Here is a 19421-nt window from a genome sequence, read left to right as displayed (position 1 = left end):
GGCACACTACCCGTCCGGGGGACGGGCGAGCAGTGTCCGTTCGTCGGTTGCCCATCGGGCCGAACGAACCTGGCGCGCCTTCGGTACAGGTGGTCGTGAGTGGCGTTTCGGGTTAGAACCCGAAACGCCACTCACGACCCACCCGGCCCAGCGGCGCCGTGGACTGTGACCGAAATCCGCGAGACCCGCCCAGCCCCGGGCGTCTAGCGTGGGTCACCGTGACGTGGAGTTCGTACAGCAGCTATCTGGTCATCGTCGTCCTGATCGTCCTCGCGCCGGGGCCGGACACGATGGTGATGCTCAAGAACTCGCTGTCCGGCGGCACCCGCGGCGGTTTCCTCACCACGGCCGGGATCTTCGTGGCCAACGCCGTCCAGGGCACCGCCGCCGCGCTCGGCCTCGGTGTCGTGATCGCGCAGTCGCAGCCGGTGTTCGTGACGCTCAAATGGGTCGGCGCCGCGTACCTGGTCTTCCTCGGTTTCCAGGCGTTGCGCGGCGCGTGGCGGGGCGACTACTCCGGTGTCACGGCGGTGAAGCAACAACGGTCGAGCGGGTTCCGCCGCTTCCGCGAAGGCTTCCTGTCCAACATCACCAACCCGAAGGTGCTCGTGCTGTACCTGTCGGTGCTGCCGCAGTTCCTCGACCCGGTGACGACGTCGGCGTGGCACGCGCTGCTGCTCGCGTACACCGTCGCCGTGCTGGGCGCGATCTGGCTGCTGACGCTGCTGTTCTTCGTGCACCGCGTGCGGACCTGGCTGGAACGCCGCAAGGTCCGGCGGGCGCTCGACGGCGTCACCGGGACGGCGCTGGTCGGCTTCGGCGCGGCTTTGGTGTTCGAGTCATGACCTGGGGTGTCTACAGCGGGTTCGCGCTGATGATGCTCGCGCTCGCGCTCGTCCCCGGCCCGGACAACATGGTGGTGCTGAAGAACGCGCTGTCCGGCGGTGTCCGCGGCGGAGGTTGGGCCTGTTTCGGCGTCGGCGCGGCGAATCTCGCGCAGGCGACCGCGGCCGCGCTCGGTCTCGGCGCGGTCATCATGAACTCGCGGCCGGTGTTCGAAGCCGTGAAATGGGCCGGCGCGGCGTACCTCTGCTACCTCGGCGTCCGGGCCCTCGTCGGCGCCTTCCGCGGCGATTACGACAAGCTCGCCGAGACCGCCGCCGCCCGGCGGAGCGGATTCCGCCGCTGGCGGGAGGGCTTCCTCTCCAACGTCACCAACCCGAAGGTCCTCGTGCTGTACCTGTCGGTGCTGCCGCAGTTCCTCACCCCGGGCGTCACCGGCACCGGGGACGCGCTGCTCCTGGCGTACACGATCGCGGCCGCGGGCACGGTCGCCCAGCTCCTGCTGCTGTTCTTCGTGCACCGCGTGCGGACCTGGCTCGAACGCCGCAAGGTGCGGCGGGCGCTCGACGGCGTCACCGGCACCGCGCTGGTCGGCTTCGGCGCCGCGCTCGTATTGGAGTAACCCCTTCGGTCGTTCACGCGATACTCCGGATGTCGCAATGGCGCGACTTCAAGGAGGCTTCGATGAACAAGAAGACCTACGGCGTTCTCGCCGGAGCCGCCTTCTCCCTCGTTCTCCTCGGCGCGGGCCCCGCCGACGCCGGCGAGCGCGGCAACTCCGGCGCCCCGCCCGGACACGCGCAGGACACCACGAAACCGCAGCCACCGTCCAAAGCGGACTTCTCCGGGCACGGCGCGAACAAGCACGGGCCGTACGACTCCACCCGGGACGGTTCGCCGTCGGCCAACGGCAACGGCGGTGGCGAAGCCGTCGGCAAGCCCTGCGCCGGTTGCGTCGGCAAGGCCGACAACAAGAACCCGCCCGGGCAGCTGCCGGGCGGTTCCGACGCGAACGCGGGCTACGAATGCGACCGCAACCACGGCGTCGGACGCGGCAATCCCGCGCACACCGCCTGCGTGCCGGACCGGACGCCGCCCGCCACGAAGCCGCCGGTCGAGACTCCCCCGCCCGGGGGACCACGCGCGGAAGCCGTCCCTCCCACGGTCGTGCCGGTGGCGGCAGTCGCCCGGGCCGCCGCGCCCCGCGCCGACGTCGCGGTCACGAACTCGCCCGCACTGGCCAAGACCGGTTTCGATCTCGAACCCGTACTGCTGACCGGGCTGGGTTCGCTGGCCGCGGGCGGTGCCGCGGTCTACGCGGGAACGCGGCGGCGCCGGGACGCATGACTACTTTCGGCGGGTGACTTTCCGGCGTCCACCACGTTGAATCCCGTCTCCAGAAGCACCTAGCCGAGGAGGCCGTTCGTGAGGTTCACCCCCGCCGCCACCGTCACGGCGATGGCCGCCGCCCTGCTGCTGGGCGGCGCCACCGCCGCGACCGCGATCAACTCCTACAACGCGACCCCCGCGCCCGAGCGCACCGAGGTCGGCGCCCTCGTCGCCACCTGGGACAACGACGGCGACCCCGCCACGCCCGACCGGGTCGATTGGGTGTGCTCCGGCACCATGGTGGACGCCGACACCTTCCTCACCGCCGCGCACTGCACCACCGACTGGCCCGCCAACGTGCGGTTCTTCGTCTCGCTCGACCAGGACGTGCAAGCGGGTCTCGACGCGGCCGCGAAGAAGTACCCCGGCGATCCGGCCGCGATCGCCAAGGCCGTCGCCGTCGAGGGCGTCGCGCACAGCGAGCCCGGCTACCCCGGCAACTCCGCCGACTCGCACGACATCGCCGTCGTCCAGCTGCCCGCGAAGCAGGTCGCCGCACGCTGGAGCTTCACTCCCGCGAAGCTGCCCAGCGCCGGTCAGCTCGACAAGCTCGGCCCGCAGGGGCTGAACTCGACGCCGTTCGTGGTCGCCGGCTACGGCACGCAGGAAGCCGTGAACGGGCCGGGCGGGCACACGCATCCCGGCGGCGGCGTCCGGATGAAGGCGCCGGTCACCTTCAACGCGCTGAACAACACGTGGGTGCGGCTCGCGATGACGGCGCCGCAGGGCAACGGCGGCGCCTGCTACGGCGACTCCGGCGGGCCGAACTTCGCCACGATCGACGGCGAGCGTGTCCTCGTGTCGACGACCATCACCGGTGACGGGCCCTGCTACGCCACCAATGTCACCTACCGGCTGGACTCGCCGACGTCGCGTGACTTCCTCGCGCCGTTCGTCGCCCTGCCCTGATCAAGCCCGCTCGGGTTCGCCCGCCACGCGCTCGATGCGGGCACCGAGCCGGTTCAGGTTCTCCACGAAATGCGGGTAACCGCGGTCGATGTGGAAGACGTCCCAGACCTCGGTGACGCCGTCCGCGCACAGCCCGGCCAGCACCAGCCCGGCGCCGGCGCGGATGTCCGCGGCCCACACCGGGGCGCTCGAGAGCTTCTCCACGCCGCGGACGACGGCGTGGTGCCCGTCGGTGCGCGCGTCGCCGGAAAGCCGCATCATCTCTTCGATGAACCGGAACCGGGCTTCGTAGATGTTCTCCGTGATCATCGAGGTGCCCTCGGAGACCGCGGACAGCGCCACCGCGAACGGCTGCAGGTCGGTCGCGAAACCGGGGTACGGCAGCGTCACCCAGTCGACGGCCTTCGGGCGCTCGTTCTGGACGATGCGGAAGCCCTTGTCGTCGAACGTCTCGACCTCGGCACCCGCCAGGCGGAGCTTGTCGAGGACCAGGTCGAGGTAGTGCGGGTTGACGCCGCGGACGGTCAGGTCGCCCCGGGTCATCGCAGCCGCGAAGGCCCAGGTCGCGCCGACGATCCGGTCTCCGATCACGCGGTGCTCGGTGGGGTGCAGCTTCTCGACGCCCTCGACGGTGAGGGTCGAGGTGCCCGCGCCTTCGACCTTCGCGCCCATCTCGGTCAGCATCGTGCAGATGTCGACGATCTCGGGTTCGCGCGCGGCGTTGTCGATGACCGTGGTGCCCTCGGCGAGCACGGCGGCCATCAGGATGTTCTCGGTGGCGCCGACGCTCGGGAAGTCCAGCCAGATCTGCGCGCCGCGCAGCCCATCGGCCTTCGCCACGACGCAGCCGTGCTCGATGGTGCTGGTGGCGCCCAGCTTGCGCAGTCCGTTCTGGTGCATGTCCAGCGGCCGCGAACCGATGGCGTCGCCGCCCGGCAGCGCCACGACGGCCTGCTTGAGTCGTCCGACCAGCGGACCCAGCACGCACACCGACGCGCGCAGCTTGCCCATCGCGGCCGAATCGGCCCGGTGCGACAGCTCGGCCGGGGTGGTGATCTTGGCGGTGTCGCCGTCGATGACGACCTCGCAGCCGACACTGCGCAGGACGTCGCCCATCAGGGGGACGTCCAGGATCTGGGGGCAGTTCGTGATGGTCGTCGTACCCTCGGCCAGCAGGGCCGCGGCCATCAGTTTCAGGACGCTGTTCTTGGCCCCGACCACGTCGACCTCGCCGACCAGCCGTGCTCCGCCGTGCACGTCGAAGTGCTCGCTCATGGGCGCCAATCATGCCCTCTCGCCCGGATTTGCCTTACGCCGGGCCGGTAGAGTCGGCTTCATGGTCGTTCGCATCAACCGCGTGTACACGAAGGTCGGCGACAACGGCACCACGGCGCTCGGCGACGGCTCCCGCGTGCCGAAGACCTCGCCCCGCCTTGGCGCGTACGCCGACGTCGACGAAGCCAACTCCGTCATCGGGCTCGCGCTCGCGATGGGCGCGCTTCCCGAGGAGATCACGCGGGTGCTGCGTGCGGTGCAGAACGATCTCTTCGACGTCGGCGCGGATCTGTGCGCGCCGATCGTGGAGAACCCGCCGTACGAGCCGCTGCGCATCACCGAGCGGTACATCGAACGGCTGGAAGGCTGGTGCGACGAGTTCAACGAGCGCGTGCCGAAGCTGACGTCGTTCATCCTGCCGGGCGGTACCCCGGGTGCGACGTTTCTGCATCAGGCCCGCACGGTCGCGCGGCGGGCCGAGCGGTCCGGCTGGGCGCTGTTCGAGGCGGAGCAGGCCACGACGAACCAGCTGGCGATCAAGTACCTGAACCGGCTTTCGGACCTGCTGTTCATCCTGTCGCGGCTGGCGAATCCGGACGGCGACATCCTGTGGCAGCCGGGCGGGGCGAGCTGAAGGACGCTTTCGTCGCGCCCTTCAGCTCACGTTCAGCCCTGTTCCTGTGCCGCCCAATAGCGCTCGAGGTCGACGTCGGGCGTGCCGTCCTTGCCCGGGTCGATCGCCTTCATCGTGATCGTGTCCTCCAGGGACACGGACTCGGGAAGGTGGCTCCAGCGGTTCGTGTCCTCGCTCTGAGTCATGGACCGAGAATAGACGTGGATCACGTCCGCAGCCCGGTAGAAATGCCGCATTCAGAGGACTAAATGCTCCAGGAGGTCCGGAGCGAAGCGAGGGCATCGTGGAAACCGGGGAAGGTCTTCTTCACGCAACCGGGGTCGTCCAGCGTGATCCCCGGCGTCCGCAGCCCCGTGACACTGAACGCCATCGCGATCCGGTGGTCCCGGCGGCATTTCACCACGGCCCCCGCCGGCACGCCGGGCCGGATCTCGATCCAGTCCCGCCCCGTCTCCACCGAGATGCCCATCGCGCGCAGGTTCTCCTCGCACGCCGCCAGCCGGTCGCATTCCTTGATGCGCGTGTTGTAGACGTCCTCGATCCGCACCGGCCCGTCCGCGAACGGAGCGATGGCCGCGAGCGTCGGCACGGTGTCGGAGATGTCGCGCATGTTCACCGTGACCCCTCGCAGGCCACCCGTTCCGGTCACGGTCACGGCGTCCGGGCCGAGTTCGACGTCCGCGCCCATCTGCCGCAGGACCTCGACGAAGGCCAGATCCCCTTGCAGTGCGCCCTCACCGAGCCCCGGCACGGTCACCGAGTTGCCGGTCAGCGCAGCGGCCGCGAAGAAGTAGCTGGACGTCGAAGCGTCGGGCTCGACTTCGTAGCGACAGCCCTGATACGGCGTGGGCGGCACGACGAACGTGTCACCGTCGCGGACGACCTCGACGCCGAAGCGCCGCATCATCGCGATGGTGATCTCGACGTAGGGCACCGAAACGAGGTCCGTGACGGTGATCCGCAGGCCCTCGGCGGTCAAGGGACCCACCAGCAGCAAGGCGGTCAGGAACTGCGACGACAGCCCCGCGTCCAGCGTCAGCTCGCCGCCCTTGATCCCGGCGGCCCGCACCACCAGCGGATGGTGTCCCGGCGAGCCTTCGAAGGTCAGGTCGACGCCCAGCTCCAGCAACGCGTCGGTGAGCGGGCCCAGCGGCCGGGCGCGCATCTGCTCGGAGGCGTCGAACCGGAAGGTGCCGTGGCCGGCGGCGGCCAGTGCCGGCAGGAACCGCGCGGTGGTGGCGCCGTCACGGCAGAAGACGTCGGCGCTGTCGACGGCGGGGCCCTCGGGCCTGCCCTCGATCGTCCACTCGCCGGGAGCGCGGGAGACCTGGTAGCCGAGCTTGAGGAGGCCCTCGGCGAAGCCCTCGGAGTCGTCCGAACGCAGCGGCCTGCTCAGCACGGTCGTCCCGTGGGCGGCGGCCGCGAGGAACAGGCCTCGGGCGGTGATCGACTTCGAACCGGGGATGTCGACGATGGTCACGGCGTGAGCATACGGCGTGCCCGAACGGCGAACTCGCGTGATCAGACGCGGGACTCGCGTGATTGAAGGCGGAACACGCGTGATCAGACGGACGACACGCGTGATCAGGAAGCGCGCGGGAGGCGGCGGCCCGGCGGGGCCGACTCCAGCCAGGACAGGAAGCCGGTGAGGGCACCGGGACCCATCGCGATCTCGATCGCCTCCTGTTTGGCGGACTCGCACCGCAGGACGATCGAACCTTCGGGGACGGCGTACGCCTCCGTGCCGGAGGGGTCCCGCCGATCCGCGATCTCCATGCTTTCGCGCTCGAACACGCGATCCGGGCCCGTCCGCAGGCTCCAGACGCGGAACCAAACGAACTTCTCGCCCTCGTAGCGGCCCAGCCCCAGATGCCAGCTGGACCGCGCCTCGTCCGGACGCCACCGCAGCGCGACGCTCACGCCGCCACCGCGGCGCATCCGGACCCACCGCAACGAATACCAGGCCGCGAGAACGGCCAGGACGGTCAGGGCCCCGAGAACACCCACGGCGATTTCCACGGCCCGGCCCCTGTCCTTCGCCCGGTCAGACTGACTGACCGGCCGCGCGAAGCTGGGCGGTCGCCCTAGCCCGCTCTTGCTCGTCTTCGCCGGTCAGCGCCTTCTTGGCCGCGTCGACGTCGATCTCGTCCGAAAGCTCCGCGCTCTCGGCGAGGATGCTCACGCCGGTCGCGGTGACCGACAGGAACCCGCCGTGCACCGCGGCGGTCACGGTCTCGCCGTCCGTGGTCGTCACCTTCACGACACCACCCTCGACGAGCTGGCCCAGAACCGGCTCGTGACCGGCCATGATGCCGATCTCGCCCTCGGTGGTCTGCGCCACCACGAACGTGGCGGTACCGGACCAGAGACGGCGCTCGACGGCTACCAGCTCGACAGAAATCTCAGCCACGTAGCTTCCCTTCACCTCAGGTGCTGGCACCGAGTGTAATAGTCAAAGGTTCCGGTATGCGAACGACGGGACCAGCGTCCACAGTAGACACTGATCCCGCCGCTCATCGGAACATCACTTCTTGGTGATTTCCTTGTACTTCTTCTCGAGGTCTTCGAGGCCACCGATACCCAGGAACGCCTGCTCCGGGTAGTGGTCGAAGTCGCCCTTGGTGATGCGGTCGAACGACTCGATGGTCTCCGACAGCGGCACGGTCGAGCCCGGGATCTGCGTGAACGCCTCGGCGACCAGCATGTTCTGCGACAGGAACCGCTCGATGCGGCGCGCGCGCTGAACGGTGAGCTTGTCCTCTTCCGAGAGCTCGTCCATACCGAGGATCGCGATGATGTCCTGCAGCTCCTTGTACTTCTGCAGGATCCGGATGACCTCGGAGGCCACACGGTAGTGGTCCTCACCGACGATGGCCGGGTCGAGAATGGTCGACGTCGACGCCAGCGGGTCCACCGCCGGGAAGATGCCCTTCTGGAACACCGACCGCGAAAGCTCGGTGGTGGCGTCCAGGTGGGCGAACGTCGTCGCCGGGGCCGGGTCGGTGTAGTCGTCCGCGGGGACGTAGATCGCCTGCATCGAGGTGATCGAACGACCACGGGTCGAGGTGATCCGCTCCTGGAGCTGACCCATCTCGTCGGCCAGCGTCGGCTGGTAACCCACGGCCGAAGGCATACGGCCCAGCAGGGTCGACACCTCGGAACCGGCCTGGGTGAACCGGAAGATGTTGTCGATGAAGAGCAGCACGTCCTGGTTCTGCACATCGCGGAAGTACTCCGCCATGGTCAGCGCGGACAGCGCGACCCGCATACGGGTGCCCGGCGGCTCGTCCATCTGACCGAAGACGAGGGCGGTGTCGTTGATGACGCCGTCCTCGGACATCTCCAGGAAGAGGTCGTTGCCCTCACGGGTGCGCTCGCCGACACCGGCGAACACCGAGGTACCACCGAAGTTCCGGGCGACACGGGTGATCATCTCCTTGATGAGCACCGTCTTGCCGACGCCGGCACCGCCGAACAGGCCGATCTTGCCACCCTGCACGTACGGGGTCAGCAGGTCGACGACCTTGAGGCCGGTCTCCAGCATCTCCGTCTTGCCTTCGAGCTGGTCGAAGGACGGCGGGTTGCGGTGGATGCCCCAGCGCTCGAGGTCGTCGCCGTAGCCGGGCTCGTCGAGGCACTCGCCGAGCGCGTTGTAGACGTGACCCTTCACCTTGTCGCCGACCGGGACGGTGATGGGGCCGCCGGTGTCGGTGACCTCGGCGCCACGGACGAGACCGTCCTGCGGCTGGAGCGAAATGGTGCGGACGAGGTTGTCACCGAGGTGGCTGGCGACCTCGAGCGTCACCGTCTTACGCAGCTGCTCGAACTCGATTTCGACCTTGAGCGCGTTGAACTGGTCGGGAACGGAACCGCGCGGGAATTCGACGTCGACGACCGGGCCGGTCACCGAGACGATGCGCCCCTTGGCACGGGCTTCAGTACTGGTCATCAGTCATCACTTCCTGCTGCGGTGAGAGCGTTCGCCCCACCGACGATTTCGGAGATCTCCTGGGTGATCTGCGCCTGGCGGGCCTGGTTCGCCTCCCGCGTCAGCGTGTTCACCAGTTCGTTCGCGTTGTCCGACGCCGCCTTCATCGCGGTGCGGCGGGCCGCGAGTTCGGACGCCGCCGACTCGAGCATCGCCGCGAAGAGCCGCGTGTTGATGTACTTCGGCAGCAACGCGGCGAGCAGCTTCTCGGCGCTGGGCTCGAACTCGTAGCTCGGGAGCAGGCTCTCGGGCTTCTCCTCTTCGCCCTCGGTGTACTCGACCTCGAGCGGCGCGACGCGCTTGGCGACCGGACGCTGGGTGAGCATCGAGACGAACTCGGTGTAGACGACGTGGATCTCGTCGACACCCAGGATGCCGTCGGCGTTGCCGGCCTCGTCGTCGGCGCCGTTCAGGAACGACTCGACGATGAGCTCACCGGCTTCGGCGGCGTTGACGTAACCGGGCTGGTCGGAGAAGCCCGTCCAGCTTTCGGCAACGTCGCGGCCACGGAACCGGTAGTAGCTCAGGCCCTTGTTGCCGGTCACGTACAGCACCGGCTCCTTGCCCTGCTCACGCAGCAGCGTGAGGAGCTCCTCGGTCGCCTTCAGCACGTTGGAGTTGTATCCACCGCACTGACCCTTGTCGCTGGTGATCACGAGGACCGCCGCGCGCTTCGGGTTCGGACGCTCGACCAGCAGCGGGTGGTCGAGGTTGGCCGAGGCACCGGCCAGGGCCGAGAGCACGTTCGTGATCTCGTCCGAATAGGGCCGGGACGCCGCGACCTTCGCCCGCGCCTTGGTGATGCGCGCGGTGGCGATGAGCTCCATCGCCTTGGTGATCTTGCCGATGGACTTGGTCGCCTTGATACGCGACCGGAGTTCTCGGAGTTGTGCGGCCATGAGCTATCAGCTCACTTCTTCGGGGCGGGCTTGTTGACCTTGACGGTCTCCTGCCCGACCTTCTCGGCGTCCATCGCGTCGGAGACCTCGACGAGGCTCTTGCCCTCGGCGGTGGTGAACTCCTTCTTGAACTCGTTCACCGCGTCGACCAGCCCGGAAGCGGTCTCGTCGGAGAACTTGCCCGACTCGCGGATGTCCTTGAGGAGCTCGCCGTGCTTACGGCGCGCGGACTCGATGAACTCGTGGTTGAAGCGGCGCACGTCCTCGGTCGGGACCGAGTCGTAGTGCCCGTTGGTGCCGAGGTACACCGTGACGACCTGCTCCTCGACCGGGATCGGGGAGTACTGCGGCTGCTTGAGCACCTCGTACAGGCGGGCACCGCGCTCGAGCTGCGCCTTCGACGCGTCGTCGAGGTCCGAAGCGAAGGCCGCGAAGGCCTCCAGCTCGCGGTACTGCGACAGGTCGATACGGAGCGAACCCGAAACCGACTTCATCGCCTTGACCTGCGCGGCACCACCCACGCGGGAAACCGAGATACCCACGTCGATGGCCGGGCGCTGACCGGCGTTGAACAGGTCCGACTGGAAGAAGCACTGACCGTCGGTGATCGAGATGACGTTGGTCGGGATGTAGGCCGACACGTCGTTCGCCTTGGTCTCGATGATCGGGAGACCGGTCAGCGAGCCCGCGCCCAGCTCGTCCGAGAGCTTCGCGCAACGCTCGAGGAGACGGGAGTGCAAGTAGAAGACGTCGCCGGGGAAGGCTTCACGGCCCGGCGGGCGACGCAGCAGCAGCGAGATCGCGCGGTAGGCGTCGGCCTGCTTGGTCAGGTCGTCGAACACGATGAGGACGTGCTTGCCCTCGTACATCCAGTGCTGGCCGATGGCCGAGCCGGTGTACGGCGCGATCCACTTGAAGCCGGCGGAGTCCGACGCGGGGGCCGCGACGATGGTGGTGTATTCCATCGCGCCGGCGTCCTCGAGGGACTTCTTGACCGCGGCGATCGTGGAGCCCTTCTGGCCGACCGCGACGTAGATGCAGCGAACCTGCTTCTTCGGGTCGCCGGTCTCCCAGTTGGCCTTCTGGTTGATGATCGTGTCCACCGCGACGGCCGTCTTACCGGTCTTGCGGTCACCGATGATCAGCTGGCGCTGGCCACGGCCGATCGGGGTCATCGCGTCGATCGCGGTGATACCGGTCTGCAGCGGCTCGGCCACCGGCTGGCGCTCGACCACCGAAGCGGCCTTGACCTCCAGCGGGCGGCGCTCGGTGGTCTCGATCTCGCCGAGGCCGTCGATCGGGGCGCCCAGCGGGTTCACGACGCGGCCGAGGTAGCCCTCGCCGACCGGAACCGAGAGGACCTGACCGGTCCGCTTGACTTCCTGACCTTCGACGACGGTCTCGAAGTCACCGAGGATCGCGGCACCGATGGAGCGCGCGTCCAGGTTCAGCGCCACGCCGAGGACCCCGCCGGGGAACTCGAGCAGCTCGTTGGCCATCGCCGAGGGAAGACCCTCGATGTGGGCGATACCGTCACCGGCGTCGACGACGACGCCAACCTCTTCCCGGCTCACGTCCGGGGCGTAACTCGAGACGTAGTTCTCGATCGCGCTACGGATCTCATCCGAGGAGATCGTCAGCTCCGCCATTTCGTTCCCGCTCTCGCTTCGTTCGTGCCAGTGTGCAAAGTCGTTGTTGTGGGTTCAGCCGGCCAGCCGGCGACGCAGGGCGTCGATCCGCCCCGCGGTGCTGCCGTCGATGACCTCGTCGCCGACGCGGACGACGAGCCCGCCGCCGAGTGACGGGTCGACCTCGACGTGCAGCGCGAGCTGCCGCCCGTAAAGGGCGTTGAGCTTCTCGCTCAGCCGAGCCTGCTGTTCGTCGGAAAGCGCGCTCGCGCTGGTCACCCGGGCGACCGAGCGCTCACGGCGTTCCGCGGCCAGCTGGACCAGCTCCTCGAGGGCGTTGCCGACCCCGCGGCCCTTGGCGCGCAGGACGACCTGCTCGACGAGGGTCTCGGTGACCACGTCCACCTTGTCGGCGAACAGCGTGCGGACCAGGGTCCGCTTCGCCTCGGCGGGAGCGGTCAGGTCGGACAGTGCCCGTTCGAGCTCCGGCTCACCCGCGACGATACGGCTGACCCGGAACAGCTGGTCTTCGACAGCGTCGATGTTCCCGGACTTCTCCGCACTGGTGAGCAGCGCCGAGCGGCCGAGGGCCTCGAGCCCGTCGGTCAGTTCGCGCGGGCTCGACCAGCGGCTGCCCGCCACGGAGTCGAGCACCTGCAGGGCCGGTTCGGAAACCTTGCCCGCGAGGATCCCGCGGGCGAGGCCGATCCGGGCTTCGGACGAGGCCGAACCGTCGGCGACGGCCCGGCGCAGGCCGATCTCCCGGTCCAGCAGGGCGACGACCGAAAGCAGCTCGTCGCCGACCGTCGCCGGGTCCGTACCCGCGGCGGCCAGAACCTCGCCGAGACGCTTCTCGGCGAGGTCGAGCGCTTCACGGCTCGCAGCATGCAGCGTCATTCTGGTCTACTTCCCCGCTCCGTTGGAGGCACCAGCGGTCTCCAGCTCGGCAAGGAACCGGTCCACGGTGCCGTGGCGGCGCGCGTCGTCCGCGAGCGACTCGCCGACGATGCGGCTGGCCAGCTCGACGGAGTTACGGCCGAGTTCGGCGCGCAGTTCGGCGATGATCTGCGCCTTCTGGGCCTGCAGCTGAGCCTGACCCTGGGCGACGATGCGCTGGGACTCGGCTTCGGCCTCGGCCCGCAGCTCCGCCTTGATCTGCTCGGCTTCGAGCCGGGCGTCGTCGCGGATCTTCGCGGCCTCGGAACGGGCTTCCGCCAGCTGCGCCTTGTACTGCGCAAGGTTTTCTTCGGCTTCGGCCTGAGCCTTTTCGGCCCGCTCGATGCCACCCTCGATCAGCTTGGTCCGCTCTTCGTAAGTCGCCTCGAAACGCGGGACGACGTACTTCTTCAGAACGAACAGCAGCAGAAGGAAGGCGATGAACCCGAGGATGAGCTCGGGAACGTGCGGCACGATCGGGTTGGGCGCGTCTCCCGCGGCCAACACCAATTCGGTCTTCAGCACAACGTCTCCTTAAGCGATGAGCGGAACTAACTCAGGAGGCGAGGAAGTAGATGACGATACCGATCAGCGCCAGCACCTCGGTCAGCACGAAGGTCGAGAAGGCGATGCCCTGCAGCTTGCCCTGCGCCTCCGGCTGGCGGGCGGTGCCGTTGATGACGGCGGCGAAGATCAGACCCACACCGATACCGGGGCCGATGGCACCGAGACCGTAACCGATGGCGGCGAGACCCGGGTTGATGTCGACAGCGGCCTCGGCAGCCTGCGCCAGAACGATGTTGCTCACGTGCGTTTCCCTTCAAACTCGGTCCGCGCGACTCACGCGGATCGGGGGCTTTTGGTGTTTCTCAGTGCTCCGACGCCAGCGCGGCGCCGATGTACCCTGCGGACAGCAGTGCGAAAATGTATGCCTGCAGGACCTGGATGAAAGCCTCCAGGAAGGTCATCGCGATCGCGAAAAGGAACGCGATCGGCGACACGATCTTCACGGCGCCTTCGCCTTCGGTCAGCAGGAAGCTCCCGCCGAGCGTGAAGACCATGATGATGAGGTGCCCGGCGAACATCGCGGCGAAGACCCGGATCGCCAGCGTGGCCGGCGCGATGAAGAACTTCTGCGCGAACTCGATGGTGGAGTACAGCGGCAGAACGAATCCGGGAATTCCGGCCGGCGCCAGTTCCTTCTTCAGGTAACCCTTGAAGCCGTGGCGCTTGAACCCGACGTAGTGGTACACCGGGTAAACAACGAGGAACGCGAGAGCGACGGGGAAACCGACTCGGGCCATCGTCGGGAACTGGAAGAACGGGATGATCCCGAACAGGTTGTTCACCAGCACGAAGCTGAACAGTCCCAGTACCAGCGGAATGAACGGCTTGAAGTCGGCCGAGCCGATCTGCTCGCGCGCGATGTTGTTGCGGCCGAAGTTGTAAATGCTTTCGGCGATGAACTGCCCCTTGGTGGGGACAACCTTGAGCCGGCGCGACGACACCATGAAGTAGGTGACGATGATGATCAGGGAGATGACCACCAGCAACATCGGCTTGGTGAAGCTCAACCAATAGCCGGAGCCGAACAACGGCGGCAGGTTGAAGTCTTTGACGCCAGGCGGCGTGAACTCCGCACCCTCGGCTAGTACCAGCGCGCCCACTGGGCTCCTTCCGGTTCTCCCGGCCGGCGTTCACTCCGCCGGGGGAATCGTCACGATCTGGACTTAACGTACCCGACACGTATCGGGCCGTCGGAGGCGGCCACCCCACGATGTGCTGAACATGGTTTCACGTTCCGCACACGAGGATTCTCGATGCAGTGCTCCCGGGAGACAGACGCCTACCAGCGGGTAACGAGGGACGATTCAACACCGTCGCCACACTGCTGTTCGGGGTTCGTCATCAGGAGCCGGCAGCCGAGGCCGCCGCCCATACGCGGACCATATCAGCAGGTTCCGACGGGCCGTACAGGCGTACTACATTGCCCCTGATCGGCCGAGGACCTAGGTCCCGTCCCAGGTCAGGACCTGGGTCCCGAAATCAGCGGGAAGCCGGGATGATCGTCGGGATCTTGGTCTTGCGGAAGGCCATGAACTCCGCGGCGGCGGACACGAGGATGGCCGCGATCATCGTGATGCCCAGCGACATCGGGTGCAGGTCGGACCACCCGCGCAGCAGGGTCAGCGCCCCGAACAGCACGAGGATCTTGAGCACGTAGCCACCGAGGGCGATCACCATCACGAACATCGGGTCCATGCCCGCGCTGAAGCGCATCAGGCCCATGGTCGCGAGGGAGGACAGGATGGCGAGCACGCCACCGATGGCCGCCCCGACGAGGCCCGGGAGTCCATTGAGGACGGTGAAGAGCACCACACAGACCAGGACGACGGGCGGTGTCGCGATCAAGGAGGCCTTCGTCATCGCGTTGGCCGCCTGCAGAACCACCTTGGCGTGGGGGTTCTCCTCCGCCTCGACGGTCTTCTCGGTCTCGCTCACAGAAAACTCCCTGGTCGTCTCAGCCCGCCAGTGTAGGCCCGTGCCGATGCGGGCCTTCATGCAGTCCGGTTCCGCGACCGCAGTCTCGGCACGATCGACACCAGGGTCGCCAGCAGGAAGCCGAATCCGACAATCCAGAAAACCGCGACACTGTCGAAGAGCGTCACCGAAACGGCGCCGAACGCGAGCAGTCCCGCCCACAAGTAGATGAGCAGCACCGCACGGCGCTGGGAGTGGCCGATCTCCAGCAGGCGGTGGTGCAGGTGCATCTTGTCCGCCGCGAACGGGCTCTCGCCGCGGCGGGTGCGGCGGATGACCGCCATGATCAGGTCGAGCAACGGCACGAACAGCACCGCGGCGACCACCACGAGCGGCGAAAGCAGCGCGAGCGCGTCCTTGCCGCTGAACTGCGGATACGGCACGCGGCCCGACGCGGACGTCGTCGCGCCGGCCAGCATCAGCCCGATCATCATCGAGCCCGAATCGCCCATGAAGATCTTCGCGGGCTGGAAGTTGTACGGCAGGAAGCCGAGACAGGCCCCCGCGAGCGTGGCGGCGATGAGGGCGGGCGGGTACGCGCCGACGTCACCCCCCGAGGAGTCGAGCAGGCCGAGCGAGAAGGAACAGGTCGCCGCGGCGGCGATGAAGCCGAGGCCGCCGGCGAGCCCGTCGAGACCGTCGACGAAGTTCATCGCGTTGACCATGACGACCACCAGGACGACGGTCAGCAGCGCGCCCTGGTTCTTGTCCAGCACCAGCACCTGGCCGAAGGAATCGCCACCGCCGCCCCACGGCACCCAGAACGACACCCACTGCACCCCGAAGATCACCAGGATCCCGGCGCACATGACCTGGCCCGCGAGCTTCGTCCAGGCGTCCAGCTCGAACCGGTCGTCGAGCGCGCCGATCAGGGAGATCACCCCTGCGGCGAGGAGGACCCCCAGCGAGTCGAAGGAGAAGTCGAAGCCTCGGCTCAGCGCGGGCAGCTGGTGCGCGAGCCCCATCGCGGCGGCGACACCGAGGAAGATGCCGATACCGCCCATCCGCGGAATCGGGGTGACGTGGACGTCGCGGGCCCGCGGGTTGGCGATCGCGCCGATCCGGATGGCGACCCGGCGCACGACACCGGTGAGCAGGAAGGTCACGGCCGCCGCGGTGAGGGCGACGAGGATGTACTCCCGGATCGGGAGGCCTTGCGTAGGAGGCATGGTGCGTTACGCCGCCGAGGTCCAAGTCACTCGAACACGCTACCGCGTGCGGGGGATACGGCGGCCGACGGTCCTAGGCCAGTGACTCCGCGGGCACACCCAGTACTTCCGCGACGGCGGCGCGGCTGACCGCGCCCTCCCGCAGGATGACCGGGTCGTCGCCGGTGAGATCGACCATCGTGGACGGAACGGGCTCGCCGGACGAGCCGCCGTCGAGGTACACCGCGACGCTGTCACCGAGCTGATCGACCGCTTCCTGCGCGGTGGTCGCGGGCGGACGGCCGGACACGTTCGCGCTCGAAACCGCCATCGGGCCGACGTCGCGCAGCAGTTCCAGCGCGACCGGGTGCAGCGGCATCCGGAGCATCACCGTTCCGCGTGACTGGCCGAGATCCCACTGCAGGCTCGGGGCGTGCGGGAGGATGATCGAAAGGTCGCCGGGCCAGAAGGCCTCGATGAGCGCGCGGGCCTGCGGCGGCGTACCGAGCACGAGTCCGTCCACAGTGGACCAGGAGCCGACCAGGACACCGACCGGCATGTCGGGGCCGCGGTGCTTGGCCCGCAGGAGGGACTGGACGGCGCCGCCGTCGAAGGCGTCCGCGCCGATGCCGTAGACCGTGTCGGTCGGGAGGACGACCAGACGGCTGGAGCGCACCGCGCTCGCCGCCGCGGCGAGCCCGTCGGCCCGGGATTCGTGCTTGCTGCAGTCGTACACCGCGCTCATGGCCAGTGAGCGTAGCGCTGCGGTGTGGCGGGGCTCGCCAAAGGTGCCCGTCTCGGCCGGGTGTTCTCGGCCGGGGCGGTCGTGAAGGCCTCCTTGCCTACCCTGAAGGTAGTGAAGGAGGCCTTCACTACCTTCAGGTACGCCGCATGCGGCGTACGTGCGACAGCAGCCCCAGCAGTCACAGTGACTGCTGGCAGCCCCAGCAGTCACAGTGACTGCGCGCGAAGGCCCCCTTCCCTCGGCTCAGCCGAGGAAACTCGACCTTCACGCCTTCCCCGAGTACATGAAGGCCTCCTTCCTTGCGCCTGGCGCAAGGAAGGAGGCCTTCATGTACTCGGCTTCAGGTGCGCAACCCGTGGTACCCAGCCGAGCCCAGCGTCATGAAAGGGCCGTTCAGGACGTTTTCCGTCCTGAACGGCCCTTTCATGACATCCGGAGCGACCGTCAGAACGCGAAAGCGGTACAGACCGACGTCGCCGTCTTCGCCGGGTCCGCGATCGACGTCGCCGTCAGCTTGATGTGCGCGACGTGGTCACCGCCCGCGGCCCGCTTGGCGTGCGCGGTCGCCGAAGACCGGCCGCCGAACGGAACGGTGGACAGCTCGTTCGGCAGCCGCACCTCCCAGCCCTTCGCGCTGGTGGACGCGCTCAGGCGGTAGGTGTCGGTGTTGAACGGCGCCGCCGCGCCCTTCGCGTCGCCCGTGTTGAACACCGGGAACGAACAGGTCGCGAGCCCCTGCTTGGCGAACGCCGGGGCCGACGGCCACAGCGAAACGCCCCTGGCCTGCGAGCCGGAGCCGTCGAGCGAAGCCACCGTGATGACGTAGGACAGCACGCCCTTGCGGTCGCGCTCGACGTCGGAAACGAGGAATTTCAACCTGTTCGCCTCGTCGGTGTACTCGTACTTGCTCGCGGAGCCGGTGCCCGCCTTGAACGCGGCGTCGTTGAGCTGGCGGTAGTCGCCGATCGGGATCGGCACCGGGGTGCCGTCCGGCTTCTTGTAGTCGATCATGCCGATGTCGGCCGGGTTCGCGTCGACGATCCATTCGAACGGCGCGTTGTCCTGGTTCTTCGTCTTCGCGATGAGGACACCGGAATCGGGGGCGAAGGAATCGCTGCCCATCCGGTCGACGACCTCGACGGTGTAGTTGTTGTAGCCGCCGCCGTCGCAGAACGGATCCTTCGAGCGATCGCATTTCGGCGAAAGGTCCCCGCCGGTGAGCGCGATGTTGATACCGCTGTAGGCGCCCTGTCCCGGCAGGACCGAACGCGCGGTGATCCTGGCCGACACCGGGCCGGTCTTGGCGAGGGAGTTCCGGTCGAGTTTCAGGACGTCTTCGGGGTCGATGATGTCGAGCTTCATCTTGGTGCGCAGCATGTGGTGCGAGCCCATCGAGCCGCCCTGCGTCGCCGGGATCTGCCAGCGGGTGTGCGGTCCGCCGGGGCCGTTGAAGCTGCCGCGCGACATCATTTCCCACGGTCCGGTGTAGGTACGGGACGGCGGGTTTCCGAAGGGGTTGTTGTAGTTGTCGCCGATGCCGAGGATGTGGCTGAACTCGTGCGCGTAGACGCCCTGGCCCGAGCTTTCCGCCTGGGTCGAGGAGCCGGTGACCGCGTTCGGCCAGATGCTCGCCGCGGATTTCCACGACGTCCACGGGACGTAGCGGGTGGACGCGGCGTTCGGCATCCCGGCGACGCCGGGGCCGAACGCGTCGGGGACGTTCTCCTTTTCGCCGAACTTCATCACGCCGAATTCCTGCCAGGTCGAGCTCTCGTCCTGGCCGGCGGAAAGATAGAAGACGAAGTCGAACTGCTTGGACACGTCGCCCACGTCCGCCCGCCAGGCGGCACCCGCGTCGGCGCGCAGGTCACGTTTGCAGTTCGCGCCCGGCGGACACGCGTCGGGCTGGAACTCCATGCCGTACTCGAAGGACTTGCCGGGCAGGCGGTACGGGCCGAACGCGGTCAGTTCGACGCCCAGCCTGCCGCCGGAGTCCTCCATCCAGTACTCGTTGATCGTGTGGCCCTGGTTGAGCGCCTGCGGCTTGTTGAGGAAGTCCTGGTAGAACTTCGCGACTTCGGCGCGCGGGATGTTGCTCGCGGCGGGGCCGGGGTTGCCGAACACCGTCGAACGCGGGGGCTGCGTGACGGCGAATTCCTGATCCGGGTAGTCCGCGAGCACCACGGCACCCTTGAACATCCGCTTGGTCGGCTTCAGCGCCGGATCGGCCCAGTTGGTGCCGGGCGGCTTGCGGTAGTCGTCCCACGTCATGTGGTCCTGGTTCTCCCAGGTCGACCCGTCGATCGCGGCGGGCCAGCCTCGGACCGGCGCCGCGGCGGACGCGGGCTGGGCGACCAGACCCGGCAGTAGCGCGACGGTGGCGAGGACGGCGAGTGTTCTGAGTGGGGCTCGTCGGAGAGACGATCGCATCGGGGTACACCTCCCAGTCGGACCGCCGATGAGGCGGCCGTGATCGACGTTAGGAG

21 protein-coding genes are annotated in these 19421 nt (G+C 68.1%); 5 read left to right on the top strand and 16 right to left on the bottom strand.

Annotation, left to right across the window (positions count from 1 at the left end; genetic code table 11):
* Positions 1-218 precede the first annotated feature (218 nt).
* From ED92_RS21570 to ED92_RS21555, 4 genes are all read left to right on the top strand, one after another.
* Positions 219-845: a LysE family translocator gene (locus tag ED92_RS21570; RefSeq protein WP_037341425.1), complete on the top strand. Its 627-nt coding sequence runs from the start codon at positions 219-221 to the stop codon at positions 843-845.
* Positions 842-1465, top strand: coding sequence for a LysE family translocator (locus tag ED92_RS21565; protein ID WP_037341423.1), 624 nt, complete (start codon positions 842-844; stop codon positions 1463-1465). The genes ED92_RS21570 and ED92_RS21565 overlap by 4 nt, the downstream gene beginning before the upstream one ends.
* A 62-nt stretch (positions 1466-1527) precedes the next feature.
* Positions 1528-2190: a hypothetical protein gene (locus tag ED92_RS21560; RefSeq protein WP_235213342.1), complete on the top strand. Its 663-nt coding sequence runs from the start codon at positions 1528-1530 to the stop codon at positions 2188-2190.
* A gap of 78 nt (positions 2191-2268) precedes the next feature.
* Entirely contained in the window at positions 2269-3141 is an 873-nt protein-coding gene (locus tag ED92_RS21555) for a trypsin-like serine protease (protein ID WP_081975880.1), read from the top strand.
* On the opposite strand, the gene murA is transcribed toward ED92_RS21555, so the two are convergent.
* Complete coding sequence (gene murA, locus ED92_RS21550; RefSeq protein WP_037341419.1) at positions 3142-4416, bottom strand: UDP-N-acetylglucosamine 1-carboxyvinyltransferase; 1275 nt, start codon at positions 4414-4416, stop codon at positions 3142-3144. It lies immediately after the preceding gene.
* 61 nt (positions 4417-4477) lie between these two features.
* Here murA and ED92_RS21545 point away from each other — a divergent pair, with 61 nt between their 5' ends.
* Positions 4478-5050: a cob(I)yrinic acid a,c-diamide adenosyltransferase gene (locus tag ED92_RS21545; protein ID WP_037341417.1), complete on the top strand. Its 573-nt coding sequence runs from the start codon at positions 4478-4480 to the stop codon at positions 5048-5050.
* Positions 5051-5082: 32 nt separating this feature from the next.
* Here ED92_RS21545 and ED92_RS21540 read toward each other — a convergent pair whose 3' ends face one another.
* From ED92_RS21540 to ED92_RS21470, 15 genes are all read right to left on the bottom strand, one after another.
* Positions 5083-5235: a hypothetical protein gene (locus tag ED92_RS21540; RefSeq protein WP_005150324.1), complete on the bottom strand. Its 153-nt coding sequence runs from the start codon at positions 5233-5235 to the stop codon at positions 5083-5085.
* Between the two features lie 59 nt (positions 5236-5294).
* Positions 5295-6530 carry a 3-phosphoshikimate 1-carboxyvinyltransferase gene (gene aroA / locus ED92_RS21535; protein WP_037341414.1) on the bottom strand — a complete coding sequence of 412 codons (1236 nt, stop codon included), beginning with the start codon at positions 6528-6530 and terminating at the stop codon, positions 5295-5297.
* A 104-nt stretch (positions 6531-6634) separates the two neighbouring features.
* On the bottom strand, positions 6635-7069 hold the full coding sequence (locus tag ED92_RS21530) for a DUF2550 domain-containing protein (RefSeq protein WP_016336850.1): 435 nt from the start codon (positions 7067-7069) through the stop codon (positions 6635-6637).
* 25 nt (positions 7070-7094) lie between these two features.
* A complete protein-coding gene (locus tag ED92_RS21525) occupies positions 7095-7460 on the bottom strand; it encodes a F0F1 ATP synthase subunit epsilon (protein ID WP_016336851.1) in 366 nt (121 codons plus the stop codon).
* A 114-nt stretch (positions 7461-7574) separates the two neighbouring features.
* On the bottom strand, positions 7575-8999 hold the full coding sequence (atpD, locus tag ED92_RS21520; RefSeq protein WP_007028325.1) for a F0F1 ATP synthase subunit beta: 1425 nt from the start codon (positions 8997-8999) through the stop codon (positions 7575-7577).
* Positions 8999-9937, bottom strand: coding sequence for a F0F1 ATP synthase subunit gamma (locus ED92_RS21515; protein WP_037341412.1), 939 nt, complete (start codon positions 9935-9937; stop codon positions 8999-9001). Before ED92_RS21515 ends, atpD begins: the two co-directional genes overlap by 1 nt.
* Before the next feature lie 11 nt (positions 9938-9948).
* Entirely contained in the window at positions 9949-11586 is a 1638-nt protein-coding gene (gene atpA / locus ED92_RS21510) for a F0F1 ATP synthase subunit alpha (RefSeq protein WP_037341410.1), read from the bottom strand.
* Positions 11587-11640: 54 nt separating this feature from the next.
* On the bottom strand, positions 11641-12462 hold the full coding sequence (locus ED92_RS21505; RefSeq protein ID WP_037341408.1) for a F0F1 ATP synthase subunit delta: 822 nt from the start codon (positions 12460-12462) through the stop codon (positions 11641-11643).
* A gap of 6 nt (positions 12463-12468) precedes the next feature.
* Positions 12469-13026: a F0F1 ATP synthase subunit B gene (locus tag ED92_RS21500; protein ID WP_016336855.1), complete on the bottom strand. Its 558-nt coding sequence runs from the start codon at positions 13024-13026 to the stop codon at positions 12469-12471.
* Between the two features lie 31 nt (positions 13027-13057).
* A complete protein-coding gene (locus ED92_RS21495; protein WP_037341406.1) occupies positions 13058-13309 on the bottom strand; it encodes an ATP F0F1 synthase subunit C in 252 nt (83 codons plus the stop codon).
* Positions 13310-13370: 61 nt separating this feature from the next.
* Positions 13371-14168, bottom strand: coding sequence for a F0F1 ATP synthase subunit A (gene atpB / locus ED92_RS21490; protein WP_037341405.1), 798 nt, complete (start codon positions 14166-14168; stop codon positions 13371-13373).
* A gap of 379 nt (positions 14169-14547) precedes the next feature.
* Positions 14548-15003: a hypothetical protein gene (locus ED92_RS21485; RefSeq protein WP_037341402.1), complete on the bottom strand. Its 456-nt coding sequence runs from the start codon at positions 15001-15003 to the stop codon at positions 14548-14550.
* A 56-nt stretch (positions 15004-15059) separates the two neighbouring features.
* Positions 15060-16211: a glycosyltransferase family 4 protein gene (locus tag ED92_RS21480; protein ID WP_037341400.1), complete on the bottom strand. Its 1152-nt coding sequence runs from the start codon at positions 16209-16211 to the stop codon at positions 15060-15062.
* Between the two features lie 73 nt (positions 16212-16284).
* Positions 16285-16935 (bottom strand): L-threonylcarbamoyladenylate synthase, encoded by a 651-nt coding sequence (locus ED92_RS21475; RefSeq protein WP_037341398.1) that lies wholly within the window; start codon positions 16933-16935, stop codon positions 16285-16287.
* A 444-nt stretch (positions 16936-17379) separates the two neighbouring features.
* Positions 17380-19365, bottom strand: a complete 1986-nt coding sequence (locus tag ED92_RS21470) for a M6 family metalloprotease domain-containing protein (RefSeq protein ID WP_037341396.1) — start codon at positions 19363-19365, stop codon at positions 17380-17382.
* Between the last annotated feature and the right edge of the window lie 56 nt (positions 19366-19421).

The organism is Amycolatopsis sp. MJM2582, from assembly GCF_000754115.1.
Taxonomy (GTDB): domain Bacteria; phylum Actinomycetota; class Actinomycetes; order Mycobacteriales; family Pseudonocardiaceae; genus Amycolatopsis; species Amycolatopsis japonica.
The sequence above is the reverse complement of the archived record's forward strand: the minus strand, read 5'-3'. Positions and strand labels throughout refer to the sequence as shown.